The organism is Methyloversatilis sp. RAC08 (assembly GCF_001713355.1).
Lineage (GTDB): Bacteria > Pseudomonadota > Gammaproteobacteria > Burkholderiales > Rhodocyclaceae > Methyloversatilis.
Window position 1 is genome coordinate 1,321,598 of the sequence record NZ_CP016448.1, and the last position, 17,739, is coordinate 1,339,336.

22 protein-coding genes are annotated in these 17,739 nt (G+C 65.3%); 10 read left to right on the top strand and 12 right to left on the bottom strand.

All coding sequences use genetic code 11. The features are described from left to right. Nucleotides 1-482: 482 nt before the first annotated feature. From BSY238_RS06035 to BSY238_RS06050, 4 genes are all read right to left on the bottom strand, one after another. A complete protein-coding gene (locus tag BSY238_RS06035) occupies nucleotides 483-1,010 on the bottom strand; it encodes an REP-associated tyrosine transposase (RefSeq protein WP_069038343.1) in 528 nt (175 codons plus the stop codon). 267 nt (nucleotides 1,011-1,277) lie between these two features. Next, a complete protein-coding gene (locus BSY238_RS06040) occupies nucleotides 1,278-1,820 on the bottom strand; it encodes a flavodoxin (RefSeq protein ID WP_069040492.1) in 543 nt (180 codons plus the stop codon). A gap of 26 nt (nucleotides 1,821-1,846) precedes the next feature. Further along, nucleotides 1,847-3,556 (bottom strand): AAA family ATPase, encoded by a 1,710-nt coding sequence (locus BSY238_RS06045; protein WP_069038344.1) that lies wholly within the window; start codon nucleotides 3,554-3,556, stop codon nucleotides 1,847-1,849. 10 nt (nucleotides 3,557-3,566) lie between these two features. Further along, nucleotides 3,567-3,992, bottom strand: coding sequence for a response regulator (locus BSY238_RS06050; RefSeq protein ID WP_069040493.1), 426 nt, complete (start codon nucleotides 3,990-3,992; stop codon nucleotides 3,567-3,569). 118 nt (nucleotides 3,993-4,110) lie between these two features. Between BSY238_RS06050 and BSY238_RS06055 the strand changes: the two genes are divergently transcribed. From BSY238_RS06055 to BSY238_RS06090, 8 genes are all read left to right on the top strand, one after another. After that, nucleotides 4,111-4,425, top strand: a complete 315-nt coding sequence (locus tag BSY238_RS06055) for a hypothetical protein (RefSeq protein WP_069038345.1) — start codon at nucleotides 4,111-4,113, stop codon at nucleotides 4,423-4,425. A 200-nt stretch (nucleotides 4,426-4,625) separates the two neighbouring features. After that, entirely contained in the window at nucleotides 4,626-6,020 is a 1,395-nt protein-coding gene (gene nifE / locus BSY238_RS06060; RefSeq protein ID WP_069038346.1) for a nitrogenase iron-molybdenum cofactor biosynthesis protein NifE, read from the top strand. A gap of 10 nt (nucleotides 6,021-6,030) precedes the next feature. Further along, nucleotides 6,031-7,470 (top strand): nitrogenase iron-molybdenum cofactor biosynthesis protein NifN, encoded by a 1,440-nt coding sequence (nifN, locus tag BSY238_RS06065; protein WP_069038347.1) that lies wholly within the window; start codon nucleotides 6,031-6,033, stop codon nucleotides 7,468-7,470. Nucleotides 7,471-7,502: 32 nt separating this feature from the next. Next, nucleotides 7,503-7,919 carry a nitrogen fixation protein NifX gene (gene nifX / locus BSY238_RS06070; RefSeq protein ID WP_223300289.1) on the top strand — a complete coding sequence of 139 codons (417 nt, stop codon included), beginning with the start codon at nucleotides 7,503-7,505 and terminating at the stop codon, nucleotides 7,917-7,919. Next, on the top strand, nucleotides 7,912-8,388 hold the full coding sequence (locus tag BSY238_RS06075; protein WP_069038348.1) for a NifX-associated nitrogen fixation protein: 477 nt from the start codon (nucleotides 7,912-7,914) through the stop codon (nucleotides 8,386-8,388). Before nifX ends, BSY238_RS06075 begins: the two co-directional genes overlap by 8 nt. 10 nt (nucleotides 8,389-8,398) lie before the next feature. Beyond that, nucleotides 8,399-8,596 carry a CCE_0567 family metalloprotein gene (locus BSY238_RS06080; RefSeq protein ID WP_069038349.1) on the top strand — a complete coding sequence of 66 codons (198 nt, stop codon included), beginning with the start codon at nucleotides 8,399-8,401 and terminating at the stop codon, nucleotides 8,594-8,596. A gap of 69 nt (nucleotides 8,597-8,665) precedes the next feature. Next, nucleotides 8,666-8,974 carry a ferredoxin III, nif-specific gene (gene fdxB, locus BSY238_RS06085; RefSeq protein WP_069040495.1) on the top strand — a complete coding sequence of 103 codons (309 nt, stop codon included), beginning with the start codon at nucleotides 8,666-8,668 and terminating at the stop codon, nucleotides 8,972-8,974. A 32-nt stretch (nucleotides 8,975-9,006) separates the two neighbouring features. Beyond that, nucleotides 9,007-9,618, top strand: coding sequence for a nitrogen fixation protein NifQ (locus BSY238_RS06090; protein ID WP_069038350.1), 612 nt, complete (start codon nucleotides 9,007-9,009; stop codon nucleotides 9,616-9,618). A 162-nt stretch (nucleotides 9,619-9,780) separates the two neighbouring features. Here BSY238_RS06090 and BSY238_RS06095 read toward each other — a convergent pair whose 3' ends face one another. Next, complete coding sequence (locus BSY238_RS06095; RefSeq protein WP_236952613.1) at nucleotides 9,781-9,984, bottom strand: DUF1178 family protein; 204 nt, start codon at nucleotides 9,982-9,984, stop codon at nucleotides 9,781-9,783. A 471-nt stretch (nucleotides 9,985-10,455) separates the two neighbouring features. Here BSY238_RS06095 and BSY238_RS06100 point away from each other — a divergent pair, with 471 nt between their 5' ends. Both BSY238_RS06100 and BSY238_RS06105 read left to right on the top strand, forming a co-directional pair. Then, nucleotides 10,456-10,992, top strand: coding sequence for a GNAT family N-acetyltransferase (locus BSY238_RS06100; protein WP_069038352.1), 537 nt, complete (start codon nucleotides 10,456-10,458; stop codon nucleotides 10,990-10,992). Next, the gene (locus tag BSY238_RS06105) at nucleotides 10,989-11,606 is read left to right on the top strand and encodes a DUF938 domain-containing protein (protein WP_069038353.1); all 618 of its coding nucleotides are present in this window, start codon (nucleotides 10,989-10,991) and stop codon (nucleotides 11,604-11,606) included. The genes BSY238_RS06100 and BSY238_RS06105 overlap by 4 nt, the downstream gene beginning before the upstream one ends. Before the next feature lie 286 nt (nucleotides 11,607-11,892). Here BSY238_RS06105 and BSY238_RS06110 read toward each other — a convergent pair whose 3' ends face one another. The 7 genes from BSY238_RS06110 to nifA all read right to left on the bottom strand — a co-directional run bounded on the left by BSY238_RS06110 (nucleotide 11,893) and on the right by nifA (nucleotide 17,367). Then, on the bottom strand, nucleotides 11,893-12,381 hold the full coding sequence (locus BSY238_RS06110; protein WP_069038354.1) for a hypothetical protein: 489 nt from the start codon (nucleotides 12,379-12,381) through the stop codon (nucleotides 11,893-11,895). Further along, nucleotides 12,378-12,701: a (2Fe-2S) ferredoxin domain-containing protein gene (locus tag BSY238_RS06115; RefSeq protein WP_069038355.1), complete on the bottom strand. Its 324-nt coding sequence runs from the start codon at nucleotides 12,699-12,701 to the stop codon at nucleotides 12,378-12,380. Before BSY238_RS06115 ends, BSY238_RS06110 begins: the two co-directional genes overlap by 4 nt. Before the next feature lie 22 nt (nucleotides 12,702-12,723). Further along, a complete protein-coding gene (locus BSY238_RS06120; protein WP_069038356.1) occupies nucleotides 12,724-13,173 on the bottom strand; it encodes a hypothetical protein in 450 nt (149 codons plus the stop codon). A gap of 23 nt (nucleotides 13,174-13,196) precedes the next feature. Then, nucleotides 13,197-13,529, bottom strand: coding sequence for a nitrogenase stabilizing/protective protein NifW (gene nifW, locus BSY238_RS06125; RefSeq protein ID WP_069038357.1), 333 nt, complete (start codon nucleotides 13,527-13,529; stop codon nucleotides 13,197-13,199). After that, nucleotides 13,522-14,349, bottom strand: a complete 828-nt coding sequence (gene cysE, locus BSY238_RS06130) for a serine O-acetyltransferase (RefSeq protein WP_069038358.1) — start codon at nucleotides 14,347-14,349, stop codon at nucleotides 13,522-13,524. Before cysE ends, nifW begins: the two co-directional genes overlap by 8 nt. Next, nucleotides 14,346-15,485 (bottom strand): homocitrate synthase, encoded by a 1,140-nt coding sequence (gene nifV / locus BSY238_RS06135; protein ID WP_069038359.1) that lies wholly within the window; start codon nucleotides 15,483-15,485, stop codon nucleotides 14,346-14,348. The genes cysE and nifV overlap by 4 nt, the downstream gene beginning before the upstream one ends. A 208-nt stretch (nucleotides 15,486-15,693) precedes the next feature. Continuing rightward, entirely contained in the window at nucleotides 15,694-17,367 is a 1,674-nt protein-coding gene (gene nifA, locus BSY238_RS06140) for a nif-specific transcriptional activator NifA (RefSeq protein ID WP_069038360.1), read from the bottom strand. Between the last annotated feature and the right edge of the window lie 372 nt (nucleotides 17,368-17,739).

Below are 17,739 nucleotides of genomic sequence, written 5' to 3' on the forward strand. Positions count from 1 at the left end.
CGCTCAGAGCAGTCCCGACGGGCTGCCCGGGAAACCGGGCAGCCCGTTCTGCATCACGACGAAGCTGCGGCTGCTGTTGGGCATCGCCTTCGGCTCACCCCAACCTACGGAACCTCACGCGGCTTGGGGCGAATCGAAGGCGATTGCCAACACCGAACCGTCACCCCACGTCCCACCCGACCCACCCGACCCACCCGTAGGTTGGGGTGAGCGCAGCGATGCCCAACACCGAAACCTCATGCGGCCTGGCGTGCGCCGAAGCCGATGCCCAACACCGAACCGTCACCCCGCGTCCCACCCGACCCACCCGTAGGTTGGGGCGAGCGCAGCGATGCCCAACACCGGAACCTCATGCGGCCTGGCGTGCGCCGAAGCCGATGCCCAACACCGCACCGTCACCCCGCGTCCCACCCGACCCACCCGTAGGTTGGGGTGAGCGCAGCGATGCCCAACACCGGAACCTGATCCGGCGGACACCCGCCTCATTCCCCGAACCCGCCTTCGATCATCGTGCTGCCTCCGGCCCAGTCAGCCGGCAGAACGCCCTGCTCGACGTAGCGGTGGAATGACGAATGCGGCCAGTCGACGACGCGGGCGACCAGACCGTGTTTCACCGGATTGAAGTGGATGTAGTCGACGTGGCGCGCGTAATCGTCGTCGTCGCGAACGAGGTGTTCCCAGTAGCGCCGCTGCCACACTCCGCGTTCGCCCTTGCGGGCGCGGCTTGCATCGATCGTTTCGTCGCGTGGCAGCGCGCGCGAGAAGGCCGCCTTGACCAGCATCCAGCGTGTCGCGTAGTCGGCATCGCCGGCCGGGAGCGTCCACAACATGTGCAGATGGTCAGGCAGAACGACAGCAGCATCGATGTGGAAGGGGTGGTGCAGCGCCGTGACCCGAACGGCCGAGCGCAGCGCCCCGATGTGGCGAAGCAGCAGACCGGACGACCGGTCGGCCAACACGAGCGTAAAGAAGAAGGTCGCGCCGGGCGCGGACGAACGACGGTAGCGCATGCGTCGATGATAAACGCATGGCGTATTTTTCGGCTGTGGCTGTTGGGCATCGCTGCGCTCACCCCAACCTACGGAGCATCACGTTGGTTGGGGTGAGCCGAAGGCGATGCCCGACACCGAACCGTCACCCCCGCGTCCCCGCCCGACCGACCCGTAGGTTGGGGTCAGCCAACGGCGATGCCCAACACTACATCGTCCCAATCACCGAACGTCCCACTCAGCGCGTAGGTTGGGGGGAACGCAGCGTTACCCAACACGCGGCCTCGATCAGAGCGGCAGGCCGAAGTCCGGAGCGATCAGCTTCAGCCAGGCGTCGAGGCGCTCGGCGGTGAGGTCGGGCTGGATGTCCTGGTCGATGGCCAGACCGACGAACTTGCCGTCGATGATCGATTGCGACACGTCGAACTTGTAGCCGTCGGTCGGCCATGCACCGACGATCCTTGCGCCGGCACCCTTGAAGAAGTCGTACAGCAGGATCAGGCCGTCGACGAATTCGTGCGCATAGGTGTCCTGATCGCCGAGGCCGTACAGCGCTACCGTCTTGCCGGCGAAGCTGGTGCCCTTGAGCTTGTCGAGCGCCTCGGCCCAGCTCTCGTCGTCGCACTCGGCTTCCAGCCCGGGCAGCAGGCCGTCGCCCAGCGTGGGCGTGCCGAGGATCAGGAAATCGTAGGCGGCCAGATCGGCCGGCGTCGCCTTGTTGATGTTGACCGGCTCGGCCATCGTGTCGTCGTCGAAGCGTTTCTTGATCTGCTTGGCGATCTTGCGCGTGCTGCCGCTGTTGGTGCCGAAGAAAAGTCCGATGCGTGCCATGGTGGTTTCCATTCAGATGAGGTGGGTCAGTAAGCGGTTTCGGTTTCCTGCGCCTGGTCCATGCCGCGGAAGATCGCGCAGCGCTTGAACACGTCGAGCGTGGGCGAACAGGCCTTGTGCTGGCAGTACTTGGCCGCCAGCTTCGACAGGCCCTTGATGTCGCGGCCGGTGGCGGCGGGGAACAGCACGGTCAGTTGTTCGATCAGCGCGTCGTCGATGTCGAGCGCGAACTGCGCCGCCATCACCTGCCAGATGCGGGCGCGCGCCGCATGATCGGGCGGCACGTACTTGATCAGCGCGATGCAGCGCGACACGATGGCCTCGTCGATGTCGTCGACGCGGTTGGTGGTCAGAAAGAGCAGGCCGTTGAAGTACTCGAGCACGCGCAGGAACACGCCGACCACGGCGTTCATCGTGATGTTGTCGTCGCGCCGCTTGATGTAGACGTCGGCCTCGTCGATCAGCATCACCGCGCCCCAGCGCTGGGCGCGGGTGAGCACGTCCTTCAGCGCGGTTTCCATCGCCGCGACGTTCAGCCCGAGCTGGCCCGAGTGCACGCGGTACAGCGGGCGGCGGATGATTTCCGAATACACCTCGGCAGTCAGCGTCTTGCCGACGCCGGCCGGGCCGGCGCACAGCACGGTGGTGCCGCCCGATTTGCCGGCGATGATGTCGTCCATCAGCACGTCCATCTCGGCGGTCAGGATGTCGATCAGGTCGGTCTGTTCCGGCGGCAGCACCAGCTTCTGCTTCAGCGCCGGCTGATAGGCGTACGGCGTGATGTCGTCGACGTGCACCCACAGGTAGTGGTGCAGGTCGAGGTGGAACATCAGGATGTAGGGGTGCACCGGCAGCTGCGAAAACAGGCCCTCGGGCATCGCATCGCGCGACGCGCCGACCTCTTCTTCGGCGTCGTAGCGGTTGCTCTTTGCCGCCTTGCGCAGATAGGGGCCGAGGATGTCGCCCGGCGCGTCGAGCAGGAGCGTGCGCGCCGGCAGGATGCCTTCGTCGTTGACCAGGCGCGCTGCACCGCCACTGGCCGACAGCACGACGATGTCCTTGCGCGTCCAGTCGGTGTCGCGGTGGCTGGCAGCCGGATCTTCGGCGTGGAAGCCGGTGCCGGTGCCCGAGAACTGTTCGCCGTAGCGGCCGCGCCAGTCGAAGTAGCGGCCGATGGTGTCGTCGTAGGCGGCGATCAGTTCCGGCGTCTCCTTGAGGAAGCCCTTGGCGGCCAGTATTTCGCCGACCGTGCGGTCGACCACGTCGGCACCGTAGATGCGGATGACGGCGGTTGCCAGCGTGGCCTTCACGTTGGCCTTCAGCTCGATGAACACCTTGCCGGTTTCGTCGTTGCCGGCCGGCGTGTAATCGAGCCGGCTGACCACCCAGGGCAGCGGCCGCGTCATCAGGTTGGCGGTGAACAGCCAGCCGCGAATGGCGTCGGTCGCCAGGTGGCGCGCCAGCGCCGGCACCAGCGATTCGAGGTCGCCGGCAGCAAAGCGGCGACCGTCGCCTTCCAGCGCGCGCTGCAGCGTCGCCAGGTGCGCGGCGCGCGCCTGCATGGCCGGCCCCGCCTCGCTGTAGAGCTTGCCGAGGAAGCGCATGGCATCGATCGACAGCCGCGACACCGGCACTTCGACCCGGTTGCCGAAGCGCAGCTGCTCGCGCAGCGTCGCCAGATCGGGGAAGGCGTCGATCATGCTCTCGACGTGCGGGGCGTCGATCAGGACTTTCATCGCCGGGCGCTCAGCGCAGCACGACCGGGATTTCGAGCGGCGCGCGCCGACCCAGTTGGGTGTCGACCTTGCGCCGCACGGTTTCCACCTTGAGCGGGCGCAGCAAGGTGCTCTCCGCACCCAGCGCCAGCGCCGCTCTGACGTCCTCGTCGTCGGCATCGGTGCACACCACGAGCATCTTCACGCCGCCCAGGCCTTCCTTCAGGCGGGTGACCACGTCCACGCCTTCGCTCGCCAGCACGCCGGCACCGAGCAGCAGCAGGTCGGGTGGGGCGCCGCGGCCCTTGGCCAGCGCTTCGGCGCTGTCGGCGAGCACATGCGTTTCCATCTCGTCGGCCAGCATGAACTGCAGCGCCATGCTGACGACGTCGTCGTTGTCGACCACGAATACGCGCTTGTTCTCCACCGCGCGCTGGCTGTCTACGCCGATCTGCATGCTGGGTGCCTCCGTGTCGATGGGTGTCTGCCGACCCATGAGCAAGCTTCGTTCCCGTCGCGGCACGTCTCCTGCTTCGAGCCCCCCGTGTGCAACCCATCCTGACGGGAGAAGCGAAATGACGATCCATGTGAAAACGACGCAAGACGGCCGCAAGGTCGAAGTGATCGACGATGCCGTATGCCTTGACGGCCGGCCGGAAGCCACGAAACTGGTGCCGCTGATCGAGCATCCGAACCGTCAGGCCATCCTGCGGGCGCTGCCGGACGCCACCCACATGGCGGGACGCATTGCGCTGACGCTGGCCGAATCAGCCGTGGCACAGGACGCCCTCAATGCGGCCAGCCGCGACTTCGACGCCAGCCCGGGCGGCATCGCGCGCCGTCTGCAGGCCGCCATCTACAACAAGGCGCGGATGGACGGCATCGAGTAGGCGCGCGACGCGAACCCTGCCAAACCCGACAAAGACGTGTCGCAAACCGCTCACTGTTTGTCGGGCCGGAACGTGTTGCGCCGCTACTGCGCTGATTAGATGGCCGCTTTGTGCGCTGCAGCGGCTTGGCATCATTCCTGCTGAAGTGGATGCAGGGCCGTCGCCTGCGACGGATGCAGTGACCGAATGGGAGGTGTGCAATGGATGCCCGTGTATCCGCCAAGATCCAGGACGTGTTCGAAGAACCCGCCTGCGAGCACAACCAGAACAAGTCGGCCAAGGAAAAGAAGAAGGGCTGCACCAAGCAGCTGTCGCCCGGTGCGGCCGCTGGCGGCTGTGCCTTCGACGGCGCCAAGGTCGCGCTGCAACCCATCGTCGACGTGGCCCATCTGGTGCACGGCCCGATCGCCTGCGAAGGCAATTCGTGGGACAACCGCAATTCGTCGTCCAGCACCTCGCAGCTCTACCGCACCGGCTTCACCACCGACATCAATGAACTGGACGTCATCTACGGCGGCGAGAAGCGCCTGTTCAGGTCGGTGAAGGAAATCATCGAGAAATACGACCCGCCGGCGGTGTTCGTCTATCAGACCTGCGTCACCGCGCTGATCGGCGACGACATCGAGGCGGTGTGCAAGCGGGCGACCGAAAAGTTCGGCAAGCCGGTCATTCCGGTCAACGCGCCCGGCTTCGTCGGGCCGAAGAACCTCGGCAACAAGCTCGGCGCCGAGGCGCTGCTCGATTACGTGATCGGTACCGAAGAGCCCGACTTCGTCACGCCCTACGACATCAACATCATCGGCGAATACAACCTGGCCGGCGAACTGTGGCAGATCAAGCCGCTGCTCGACGCGCTCGGCGTGCGCATCCTGTCCTGCATTTCGGGCGACGGCCGCTATCGCGAAGTCGCCTACAGCCACCGCGCGAAGGCAGCGATGATGGTGTGCTCGAAGTCGATGATCAACATCGCGCGCAAGATGGAAGAGCGCTACGACATCCCGTTCTTCGAAGGCTCGTTCTACGGCATCGGCGACATGTCGGAAACGCTGCGCGAAATCGCCCGCCTGCTGGTCGAGAAGGGCGCGCCGGAAGAGCTGAAGGCGCGCACAGAAGCGCTGATCGCGGTCGAGGAAAAGCGCGCCTTCGAACGCATCGTCGCCTATCGGCCGCGGCTCGAAGGCAAGAAAGTGCTGCTCATCACCGGCGGCGTGAAGAGCTGGTCGGTGGTGGCCGCGCTGCAGGAAGCCGGGCTGGAAATCGTCGGCACCAGCGTCAAGAAATCGACCAAGGAAGACAAGGAAAAGATCAAGGAGCTGATGGGGCAGGACGCGCACATGATCGACGACATGACGCCGCGCGAAATGTACGCGATGCTCAAGGACGCCAAGGCGGACATCATGCTGTCCGGTGGCCGCAGCCAGTTCATCGCGCTCAAGGCCAAGATGCCCTGGCTGGACATCAACCAGGAACGCCACCACGCCTACGCCGGCTACGAAGGCATGGTCGATCTGGTGCGCGAGATCGACAAGGCGCTGCACAACCCGATCTGGGAACAGGTGCGCCGTCCGGCGCCCTGGGACGTGGTCGCCGCCTGAGGATCACGCCATGGCCACCGTCATCGATTCGAAGAAAGCCTGCACCGTCAATCCGCTGAAGATGAGCCAGCCGCTGGGCGCGTGCTATGCCTTCATGGGGCTGGACAACTGCATGCCGATGATGCACGGCTCGCAGGGCTGCACCTCCTTCGGCCTGGTACTGCTGGTGCGCCATTTCAAAGAGGCGATCCCGATGCAGACCACGGCGATGAACGAGGTGAGCACCATCCTCGGCGGCCTGGAGAACATCGAGCAGGCCATCCTCAACATCAAGAAGCGCGCCAATCCGTCGCTCATCGCCATCGCCTCGACCGGGCTCACTGAAACCAAGGGTGACGACGTCGACGGCTACCTGAACCTGATCCGCAAGAAGCACGGCGAAACGCTGACCGGCACCGACATCGTCTACGTATCGACCCCCGACTACGTCGGCGCCTTCGAAGACGGCTGGGGCAAGGCCGTGCTGGCCGTGGTCGACGCCTTCGCCCAGCCCTGTGCGGTGCGCGACGATCATCTGGTGAACCTGCTGCCGGGCGCCCACCTGACGCCTGCCGACATCGACGAACTGCGCGAAATGATCGAGGCCTTCGGCCTGCAGGCACGCGTGATGCCCGACATATCGGGCTCGATGGACGGCCACATTCCGGAAAACTTCACGCCGACCACGCTCGGCGGCACCACGCCCGACGCGTTGCGCCAGCTGGGTGCGGCCAAGGCCACGCTGGCCGTCGGCGCACGCATGGACGCCGCCGCGGCGGCGATCGAAGAACGCTGCGGCGTGCCCTACCGCGTGTTCGACCGGCTGACCGGGCTGGCCGCGGTGGACGACTTCCTGCAATACCTGTCGCAGCTGTCGGGCCGGCCGGTGCCGCCCAAGTACCGGCGCCAGCGCAGCCAGCTGCAGGACGTGATGCTCGACGCCCACTTCTGGGTCGGCAGCAAGAACATGGCCTTCGCCGCCGAACCCGACCTGCTGTACGCGCTGACGACCACCGCCGCCGAAATGGGTGCGCACGTGGTGGCCGCGGTCACCACGACGCACTCGCGCGTGCTCCAAGGCGTGCCCTGTAACGAAGTGCTGGTGGGCGACCTCGAAGACCTCGAAATGCGGGCGAAGGCGGGCGGCGCGCAACTGCTGATCACCCACTCGCACGGCCGCCAGGCGGCCGAACGGCTCGGCGTGCCGCTGGCGCGCGTCGGCATCCCGATGTTCGACCGCCTCGGGGCGGCGCACATGCTGATGGTGGGCTACCGCGGCACGCGCGAACTGATCAACGGCTGGGCCAACACCTTCCTCGCCGACGAACACCAGAACACGCCGCAGGACTGGCCGCTGCCGGAAGAAAGCCGGCGCGCGGCCAGTGGCGAAAGCACCGCGGCGTGTGGCAGCAGTGGCTGCGCCAGTAACGTCGCACCGATCGACGTCGTACCCGATGCGGTCGGCGCCTGACGCCAACCATCGACCGAAACCATGAGGAGCAGATGATGAAGATCGCCTTCGCCACCCAGGACAAGCAGTGCGTCGATGCGCACTTCGGCTGGGCCAAACACCTCGCGGTGTACGAAATCGACCGCGACGGCTACCACTTTCTCGAAAGCTTCGACTTCGGCGGCAAGCTCGACGAAGACGGCGACGAGGACAAGCTCGCGCCCAAGCTCGAAGCGATCAAGGACGTCGCCATCGTCTATGTCGCCGCCATCGGCGGCTCGGCGGCCGCGCGCGTGGTGGCCAGCAAGATCCACCCGATCAAGGTGAACCAGCCGGAACCCATCATGGACATTCTGGACAAGCTGCAGGAAGTGCTGCGCGGTACGCCGCCGCCGTGGCTGCGCAAGGCACTGGACAAGGATGCGCGGCGCGATTTCGATTTTGAAGACGAGGTTGAACAAAATGGCTGAAACCCTGGACATCACCGCCGAAGACAGTGCGGCACTGGCAACCCCCTTCCTGAGCGAGCTGATCAAGCAGTTCCGCGCGCAAGACATGCACGGCGCGTGGGAAGGCAAGAGCGATGCGCAACTGCTCGAACCCTACATCCTGAGCGCCGAGGCACGCCGCGCGCTGCCGCTGATGGGCGACCCCGACCCGGAAACGCTGTGGCGCATCGAGCTGTTCTTCAACGCCGTCGGCCTCACCATCGAACGCGAAACCAAGGTCATGGTGACGCCGATGATGAAAATGTCGCACGAGGGCTTCGGCCGCATGGTGCTGATCGCCGGTCGCCTGATCGCGGTGAACAAGCAGCTGCGCGACGCCCACCGATTCGGCTTCCCCAGCTACGCCAAGCTGGCCGAGGCGGGACAGAAGTACGTCGAAGAGGGCGTCGGCATGGTGACCAAGTACAACGAAGTTGCCAACTGGGGTTGAGGAGCACGCCATGCCTGACATCGAAACGCTGAAAGCCGAAGTGAAGAAGCTCAACGCACGGGCCACGCAGGCCAAGATGGATCTGCACGATCTGTCGGAAGACCTGCCGACCAACTGGGAAAAGATCCTCGACGTGGCGCAGACGGCGTACGACGCACACCAGTCGCTGATGGCGGCGCGCAAGGAACTGGCGGCCGCGAGCGCCTGAATACGACTGACGCCGAAGGCGCGATGTTCATCGTGCTTCCGGATGGACCTCCTGACAGAAGGACACATCATGGCCACCTTTTCCGTCACGCTGCCCAGCGGCGAAATCTGGACCCCGAAGTTCGTCAGCAAGCTGAACCAGGACAACTGCATCGGCTGTGCGCGCTGCGTCAAGGTGTGTGCCAACAACGTGCTCGCGCTGGCCGGCATGACCGAAGACGGTGACCTCGTCGTGGTCGATCCCGAGAACGACGATGACGACGACGAGTACGAAAGAAAGGTCATGACGATCGGGCATCAGGCCAACTGCATCGGCTGCCAGGCCTGTTCGAAGGTGTGCCCGAAGAAGTGCTACACGCACGAGCCGGCCGAAGTCTAGATCCGGCGACCCGACGCGAACCGGAGGCCGACATGGACACTCGCACCGAACCGCTGAAAGACTGTGCCGTCTCCGCAACGCGGCCCGGCGCCGTCAGCTTCCGCAGCCTGCTGATGCGCCTCGCGCGCGATCCGGAAAGCACGCTGACGCATGCGCTGGCCGGCGTGATCGGACGGCGCTGGCGACAGCATGGCCTGCACAGGCTGCCGCTGCATGGCCTCGACACGGCAACCACGCGTCGCCTGCTTACGCGCCATTTTCCCGGGGCGGAATGGCTGCCCGACCTGTGGCTCGACACGCCCGAAGACTTCGTCGAAGCCATCGAGATCGACGACGTCGTGACGCTGCTTGCCGATCACCGTACGCAGGCCGACGAAGACAATCTGTGGCTCGCCCACGCGGTCGCCACGGCCTGCGTCGGCGCCGACCACCTGTGGCAGGACATGGACCTGCCGGACCGCAGCATGCTGTCCGCACTCATGCACGACCATTTCACGACGCTAGCGGTACGCAACACGCAGGACATGAAGTGGAAGAAATTCCTCTATCTGCAGTTGTGCGAACGCGCCGACATCCGCGTGTGCAAGTCGCCCAGTTGCGGCGCCTGTACCGACTACGTCGCCTGCTTCGGCCCGGAAGAATAGGCGCTGCTCGGTGTGGTCCTTTTCGCGTTTTTCCGAGGACGCGACCCGAGGTGAAGGTTCGCCACGGGCGCTTGTTGGGCATCGCTGCGCTCACCCCAACCTACAATGGTGTGACGAGTCCGTAGGTTGGGGTGAGCGCAGCGATGCCCAACAAGCAGCTCGTCACTTGCGTCGCGTCCTGGCCTGGTCGCTCGCCGAGTAGTTGCTGAAGTGCCCTTCTCGCGCAGCGGCGGCGCGACCGGCTGCGATGATGTCCTTGCTGCGGCCAGGGGCTTGCGGTGCCGACAGGAGTTTGTCCACCTGGTCGCTGCCGCACCCCGGACAGGTGATCGGCGTGTCGCCGCGAACGAGGCGTTCGAAGTTCATTTCGCATTTGCGACAGTGAAAGTCATGCAGCGGCATCGCAGTGATTCTCCTTTTTGGACCTGCGAGGTACAAAGCAAGAAGAGGTCCTGGACCGGCCTGACCTGGCGCGGAATTCGCACGTCCTTCGCTCCATGTCGAGCGCAGCTCCCGGCTGTCAGGCACATACATCGTGCGGGCGAACCACGAGAGACAGGCATGCGGCTCGCCGAAAATCGCCCCTGCCTGCGGCGTGCAGGCAGGGGCTGCGCGGCCCGGTCGGCGACCGCAACCTTCAGTGCGTATGGCCCGGCGAGATGCCTGACCGTTGATGGGCCGCTGGCCCGGAACATGCACTGTGGTGTGCAGCACTCCAAGGCCCGCACCAACGCAACAAACATGACACCACAACCGGACACTCCCGACAGTGTGGCCACGCGCGTCCGATCATGAGCGCGATGCTGGCGGGCAAACACAGGACGGGCCGGCTGACACATGGCTGACTGGGCACCGACGCTGCACACCGCGCGCTGCCTGCTGCGCAAGCCACTGCCGTATGACGCCCCGGCATTGTTTGCGCGCGTCAGCGGCGATGCACGCGTGACGCGCTTTCTCGGCTGGACCGCTCACACCGAACTGGCACAGACACAGCGTCAGATTTCGCACGACCTCGCGCGCTGGCAGCGCAACGCGGCGCGCACCTGGGTGCTGGTGAGCGATGACGGCGAACCCGGCGGCCTGCTGCAACTGCTCGGACAAGGGCATTCGATGCGGCTCGGGTTCGCGCTGGCACATGATCTGTGGGGCCGCGGCCTCGCCTCGGAAGCCCTCGCGGCCATCCTCGACGAAGCATTCAGCCATCAATCGCTGTACCGGATCGAGGCGGTGAGCGACATCGACAACACGCGTTCGGCGCGCACGCTCGAACGCGTCGGCATGCAGACAGAGGGGCTGCTGCGCCGCTACATCCTGCATCCCAACGTATCACCGGCGCCGCGCGACGTGCTCGTTCATGCCAAAGTACGGACATGAACAGCCCGTCACCCGACAAGCCGTACGCGCCTTCCTGCGATCGCAACCGCGACGTCATCCTCGAGCGCCTGCGCATCCACTTCGCCGATCGGCGGACGGTGCTGGAGATCGGCAGTGGCACCGGCCAGCACGCCGTGCACTTCGCGGCCGCACTGCCCCATCTGTGCTGGCAATGCAGCGATCGCGAAGACATGCTGCCGGGCATCCGCATGTGGCTCGATGAGGCGGCGTTGCCCAACACGCCGCCACCGCTGCCGCTCGACGTCAGCCGGTTCTGGCCGGATGCCTGGCATGACGCCGTGTTCAGCGCCAATACGCTGCACATCATGGCGTGGGAAGAGGTCGTCGCCCTGTTTGCCGCGCTGCCGGCCGTGCTGTCGCCGGGTGGCGTGCTGGTGATCTACGGTCCGTTCAACTACGACGGGCGCTTCACCAGCGAAAGCAATGCCGATTTCGACCGCTCGCTCAAGGCGGGCGCGCCGCACCGGGGCATCCGTGATTTCGAGGCAGTCGATGCGCTGGCAAGGAACGCCGGGCTGCAGCTGATCGAGGATCACGAAATGCCGGCCAACAACAGGTGTGTCATGTGGCGGCTCACAAAGGGCGCCTCGTGACATGCAATCGGGTTGCAGCGCAAGCATGAAGTCGTTGTCGGGCATCGCTGCGCTCACCCCAACCTACGGACTCGCCGCGGGACGGGATGGCGCATCGCTCGGGCCGACGTGCGGGATTCTTGAATGGGGGCTCGCTCCGGGGTGCGGGTTGCTGCGGGCGCTTGTCGGGCATCGCTGCGCTCACCCCAACCTACAAGTGCGCGACGAGCCCGTAGGTTGGGGTGAGCGCAGCGATGCCCAACATTTCCCGCGGTGCGCGCCGGAAGGACGACAAACGCGTCCGGACTCAGTCGCTGGCGGCGCTGCCGTCGAGCAGGGACGTGAGGACTTCACCGCCCAGCCCCTGCGTGGGATCCAGACGGGTGATGTGTCCGACCAGCGCGTGGGCTTCGTCGCTGCGGCCGGAACGCAGGCAGATGAAGGCCAGCGCCTTCAGGCTGAACAGCCAGAAGCGAGCCGGACCGGTCGACGAAAAATCGCCGTCGCCGGGGTGCACCTGCGTCCAGTCGACATTCAACTTCGCCTGCCTGCCGGCCATGTCGACACCCTTGCGGGCGGCCTTTTCGGCCAGCTCGAACTGGCGCCGCCCGGCGTGAAACTTGTACAGCAGGTAGTACACGGGCAGACATTCCGGCGCGCTGGCCTGCGCGGTCCATAGCAGCGCTTCGACCCGTGGTGGTGGCGCGCCGACCGCTTCGTCGAGCAGACGCCGCACCGCGGGCGGCACGCTGCCGCCGAAGTACTCGTCGGCGCTTTCGCCGGTGAACAGATTCACCAGATTGCCTCGCCGGCAAGCAGGCGTTCGACCGGCGCATCGCCCAGCAGATGCCGGTCGAAGATTTCGGCGACGTCGCCCTTGGTCACGTTCGAGTACATGACGCCTTCCGGATAGACGACGACATTGGTGCCCTGGTCGCACGGGCCGAGGCAGCCCGAGTAGGTCACGGCAATCCTGTCGAAGCAGTTGCGTGCCTGCAGTTCAGCCCAGAAGGTCTGCAGCACTTCAGCGCCGCCCTTCTGTGCACACGATCCGCGCGGATGGCCGTTCGGGCGCTGCTGACTGCATACGAAAACGTGTTTGTGCGGCTTGGGCATGATGTGTCCTTCAGGGTGGCGGTCAGGCGGTGTGGCGCGAAATCCAGCGTTCGATTTCGTTCAGATGGGCGGCGTCGTCGTGTGCGAAGGCGCGCGCCATCTTGCGCAATCCGGGATCCGGCGCGAGCACGGCCATCGTCGCGTAATAGCTGTGGCTGCGACGTTTCAGGTCGAGCGCGCGTTCAAGTGCGCGATGCAGGTCGAGCACCTCGTCGGAAATCACCTTGATGGCGGTGCGCGGCTTTTCGACTTCGATCGGACGGATGCGCGGCAGTGCGGCGGCCGCCGACAAGGGCTTGCCGGGCAGCGCCTCGCTCGCCTCCATTCGCGCCAGCTCGGCGAGATCCTGGAAGAAGGCTTCGAGGTCGGCGTCGCCGGCGTTCAGCGCGTGCCGTGCGGCCACTGCGTAATGCGCGGCGGCTTCGCTTTCAAGCGCGCCGACGCAGGCGAGGAAGGTATCGCTGTCGTCCATGGCTGTGCTCCTTCGTCGACACGTCAGACCACCGAGGGCAGCGTCGAGCGCAGGCTGGCGAGCGATACGCGCTGCTGTCCGTCCGCGTCCTGGAACACCTTGAACACCTTCTCCTGCGCCGGCGTGGACTTCACGAAGTCCTCATAGGCACGGGCCAGAAGCGCTCGATAGCGTGCATAGACAACCCCAGCCTCCCCTTCGGCGACGCCCTGCTCGCCGCGCAGATACTGGTAGAAGCGCTTGAGGATGTGCAGCCGGTTCACATTGACGACCGACTGGTCGAAGGGCAGTGCGAAGAATTCCAGGAAATCTTCGGCCGACGAAAGTGTGGCCAGACGCTGGGTCAGTTCATCCATGACGTTTCACTCCTTGTGGGATGTCGGCGGCGTGCAGGCTGCCGTCGAAGGCGGGTTGAGAACAGGTGTCGTCGCAGTCGCGACAGGCGCCCTGCATGGCGGGCAGGTCGCCTTTGAGGCGGCCGATCTCGCATTCGAGATCGGCGATGCGTTCGAGCAGGCAGGCGAGTGCCTTGCCCACCGGATCGGGCATCTGGTGGTGGTCGAGGTCGATGCCGCCGTCGGTGATGCGGCGCTGACTCTTCGGCAGCACCATGCGGCCGGGAATGCCGACCACGGTCATTCCGGGCGACACGTCTTCAATCACCACCGAATTGGCGGCCACACGCGCGCAGTCACCGACCGTGATCGCCCCAAGTATCTTGGCGCCGGCGCCGACAATGACGCCGGAACCCAGCGTAGGGTGGCGCTTGCCGGCACTCCAGGTGGTGCCGCCCAGCGTGACGCCGTGATACAGCGTCACGTCGTCGCCGATTTCCGCGGTCTCGCCGATCACCACGCAGGCACCGTGATCGATGAAGAAGCGCCGGCCGATGCAGGCGGCCGGATGGATGTCCACATTGGTCAGGAAGCGCGTGACGAAGGACAGCAGGCGCGGCAGATAGCGCAGGCCGCGCAGCCACATCGCGTGTGCCAGTCGATGCATCACCAGCGCCTGGATGCCGGGGTAGATGGTCAGCAGTTCGAGCGTGCTGCGTGCCGCCGGGTCGCGCTTGAATACGCAGGCCACATCTTCGCGCAGCATGGCGAACAGCCCCAGCGTTGCGGGCGGCGGCGAGGGATCGATGCAGGAATCCAAGGTGGCGTTGTCCGTGTTCATGAAGTCTCCCGCTGCGTGCGCATGACCTCGAGGTAGAAATCGGCGAGCTGGGTCGCGTCCGGTTCGCACTTGTTGCGCGTGGCGTAGGCGCGGATGCGCTCGATGATCTGCGCTACCTCCGGCACCGACGGATACATGCCGAGCTGCGCATAGGCGGCGAGCACCGCGTGCGAGCCCGAATGCTTGCCCAGCACCATGCGGTGCGAACGGCCCAGTTCGGCCGGGTCGAAGCTCTGGTAGTTGCGCGGGTTCTTGATCAGGCCATCGACATGGATGCCCGACTCATGCGTGAACACGTCGGAACCCACGATGCTCTTGTTGGCGGCAATGCGCCGACCCGATGCGCGCTCGACCAGATGCGATATCTGCAACAGCGACTGCGTCGTGATGCCGGCATCGGCTCCGTGAATGTGGCGCATCGCCATCACCACCTCTTCCAGCGGCGCATTGCCGGCGCGTTCGCCCAGCCCGTTTACGGTCGTGTTGGCATGTGTCGCCCCAGCGCGGAACGCGGCCAGCGTGTTGGCGGTAGCCAGCCCGAGATCGTTGTGGGCATGCATTTCGATTTCGATGTCGACCGCGCGGCGCAGGCGCGACACCATCATCCAGGTGCCGAAGGGATCGAGCATGCCCAGCGTGTCGGCGAAGCGCACGCGGCGTGCGCCGGCCCGCTGCGCTTCTTCGGCTACGCGGCACAGGAAGTCGATGTCGGCACGCGACGCGTCTTCCATGCCGACGCTGACGTCGACGCCGGCATCGAGCGCACGTGCGACGTGCGGCACGATCTGCGCCAGCACCCATTCGCGGCTGCGCCGCAGCTTGGATTCGAGTTGCAGGTCGGACACCGGCAGCGACATGTGCACGATGTCCACCGGACAGCGCAGCGCGGCATCGAGATCCGCATCGACCATGCGCGCCCACACCATCAGCTGCGACGAAAGATGTTGCGAAGCGATGTCCTGGATGACTTCGATCTCCGCTTCACCCATCGTCGGAATGCCGATTTCCATCTCGGGCACGCCGGCCAGCGCCAGGGCACGGGCGATGGTGCATTTTTCGTTTGCCGTGAACGCAACGCCGGCAGTCTGTTCGCCGTCGCGCAGCGTGGTGTCATTGATGATGAAGTCGGCTGCCATGTCGCGATTCCTCCCGACAGTCATTCAGCAAGCGCTATGCCATCATCCGATCTGATCGCAACACCATGAGACAAAAGGGGTTTTCCAAGCCGCTCCCACTCGCCCGTCCGCAGTGAAACAAAGCGGCGCAGCGCGCCTGTCGGCTTTGTGTCGTTTGCAACAGGGGAGGAACAGGGGCGCGCGCGCCATGACCGGCTGTCATCACAGGTTAGAAGCGCCTGACTTCGATGTCGTACTTCTTCAGCGCATAGCCCATCTGGCGCGGCGTGATGTTGAGCAACCGGGCCGCCTTGGCCTGCACCCAGCCGCATTGTTCCATCGCCCACACCAGCCGTTCACGCTCGCCTTGCGGCTTGTCGTCATCAGTCGGCCGCGCTGCCGATGCGCCGGCCTCCCCGCGTGCCGGCTGCGCGGCAGCCTCCACCGTATCGTCCGCAGAAGAGTCGTCAGGATGATGCAGTGCCGCGCTCACCAGTACCGGCGACACGGCGTCGTCCTTCTTGACGAAATGCAGCACCTGGGTGAGACATCGGTTTGATGAACAGGGAAAGTCAGACGCCTCGATCGAATCGTGGTGCGCCATCGTCGCGGTGCGCTCGATGCAGTTTTCCAGCTCGCGAACATTGCCTGGCCAGTAGCATTGCATCATCACCGTCTGCCCGCTCGGTGCCAGCTTCATGGTGCGATCGTTCTCGCGATTGAAGCGCTCGAGGAAGTGCCGGGTCAGTGCCGGGATGTCCTCGCGCCGTTCGCGCAGCGACGGCAGGAAGATGCTCACCACATTGATCCGGAAATACAGGTCGGCGCGGAAGGTACCGGCCGCCACCATCTTTTCCAGATTCCGGTTGGTGGCGCAGACCAGCCGCACATCGACCTTGATCGGACGCGAGCCGCCGACCCGCTCGAATTCGCGCTCCTGCAGCACGCGCAGCAGCTTGGTCTGGAACGCCGGCGATATGTCGCCGATCTCGTCCAGAAACAGCGTGCCGCCGTCGGCCAGTTCGAAGCGCCCCTTGCGCTCGCCGCTGGCGCCGGTGAACGACCCCTTTTCGTGGCCGAACAATTCCGACTCGAGCAGCGATTCGGACAGCGCCGCACAGTTCAGCTTGATGAACGGACCGCCCTTGCGGGTCGACAATTCATGGATCGCGCGCGCAATGACTTCCTTGCCGGTACCGCTCTCGCCGCGCAACAGGACGGTGGCGCGCGACGGCGCCACCTGGTGCGCTTCGGCAAATACTTCCTGCATGCGGGGCGAAGAACCGACCACATTGTCCAGCTTGAAGCGGCCGCGCGTTTCCCGCCGCGCCAGCTTGGCCTGGTTCAGCAGACGTTCATGTTCTTCATGGACGACGCGGCGCAGCGCCACCGACTGTCCGACCAGATTGGCCGCCATGGTCAGCACGCGAACATCGCTGCTGAAACTGCCGCGCGGCGTCACGGCACGATCCACGCACAACACGCCAAGGGCTTCGCTGCTGCCGCGTATCGGCACACCGATGAAGGCGATCGTGTGGCCGTCGGCTTCATCCAGGGCGCCGGTGCGGTTAAGGAACAGCGGTTCGACCGAAATGTCGGGCACGACCATGGGCGAACCCGATCTGTAGATGCGTCCGAGTATCCCTTCGCCCGCCCGATAGCGTCCGCTCGCCCACTCCTTGGCGCTCAGCCCGACCGCCGCCGCGAGGCTCAGCGATTCGCCGTCCTCGTCAGCCAGCGCAATCATTGCGCGTCGGAAATCGAGATGATGCGCAAGCACATTGAGCGCTTCTCGCAGCGTCTTGGTGACGTCAAGCGACGAGCTCAGGATCTTGCTGATCTCGTAGACCGTCACCAGTTCTACATTGGCACGAGCGTTCAGCTCGATTCCATTGACACCCATGATGCAGCCCCCGGCGGTTGGTCCGGAAATCCGAAGCGACGCCTGTGCGGTCGCGTCGGGTTCCCACTGTGCAGTGGCCCCTGGAGGTCTTGTTATGGTGGGGAAAGGCGGGCGAGCGACCTTGTCGCCGACGCTGGCGACCGTCCGGCGGCTTGCTCCAGATGGTGGGTTAGCCCGCATTTGTCTCCGCCCGGATACCTCCAAGCAAAGCCCGTACCCGGAGCAGGGTTATGGTGCACGATGGCGGCCGAAAGCACGAATGCCGGCAGGACGCCATTTGCGTGAGACCCGCGAGCACGACCCCGCTCGCTTGCCGTTCAGCCGCTGTTCAATGCCGTCCGGGTTGGTGCGGCGCAATACCAAAACAGTGCG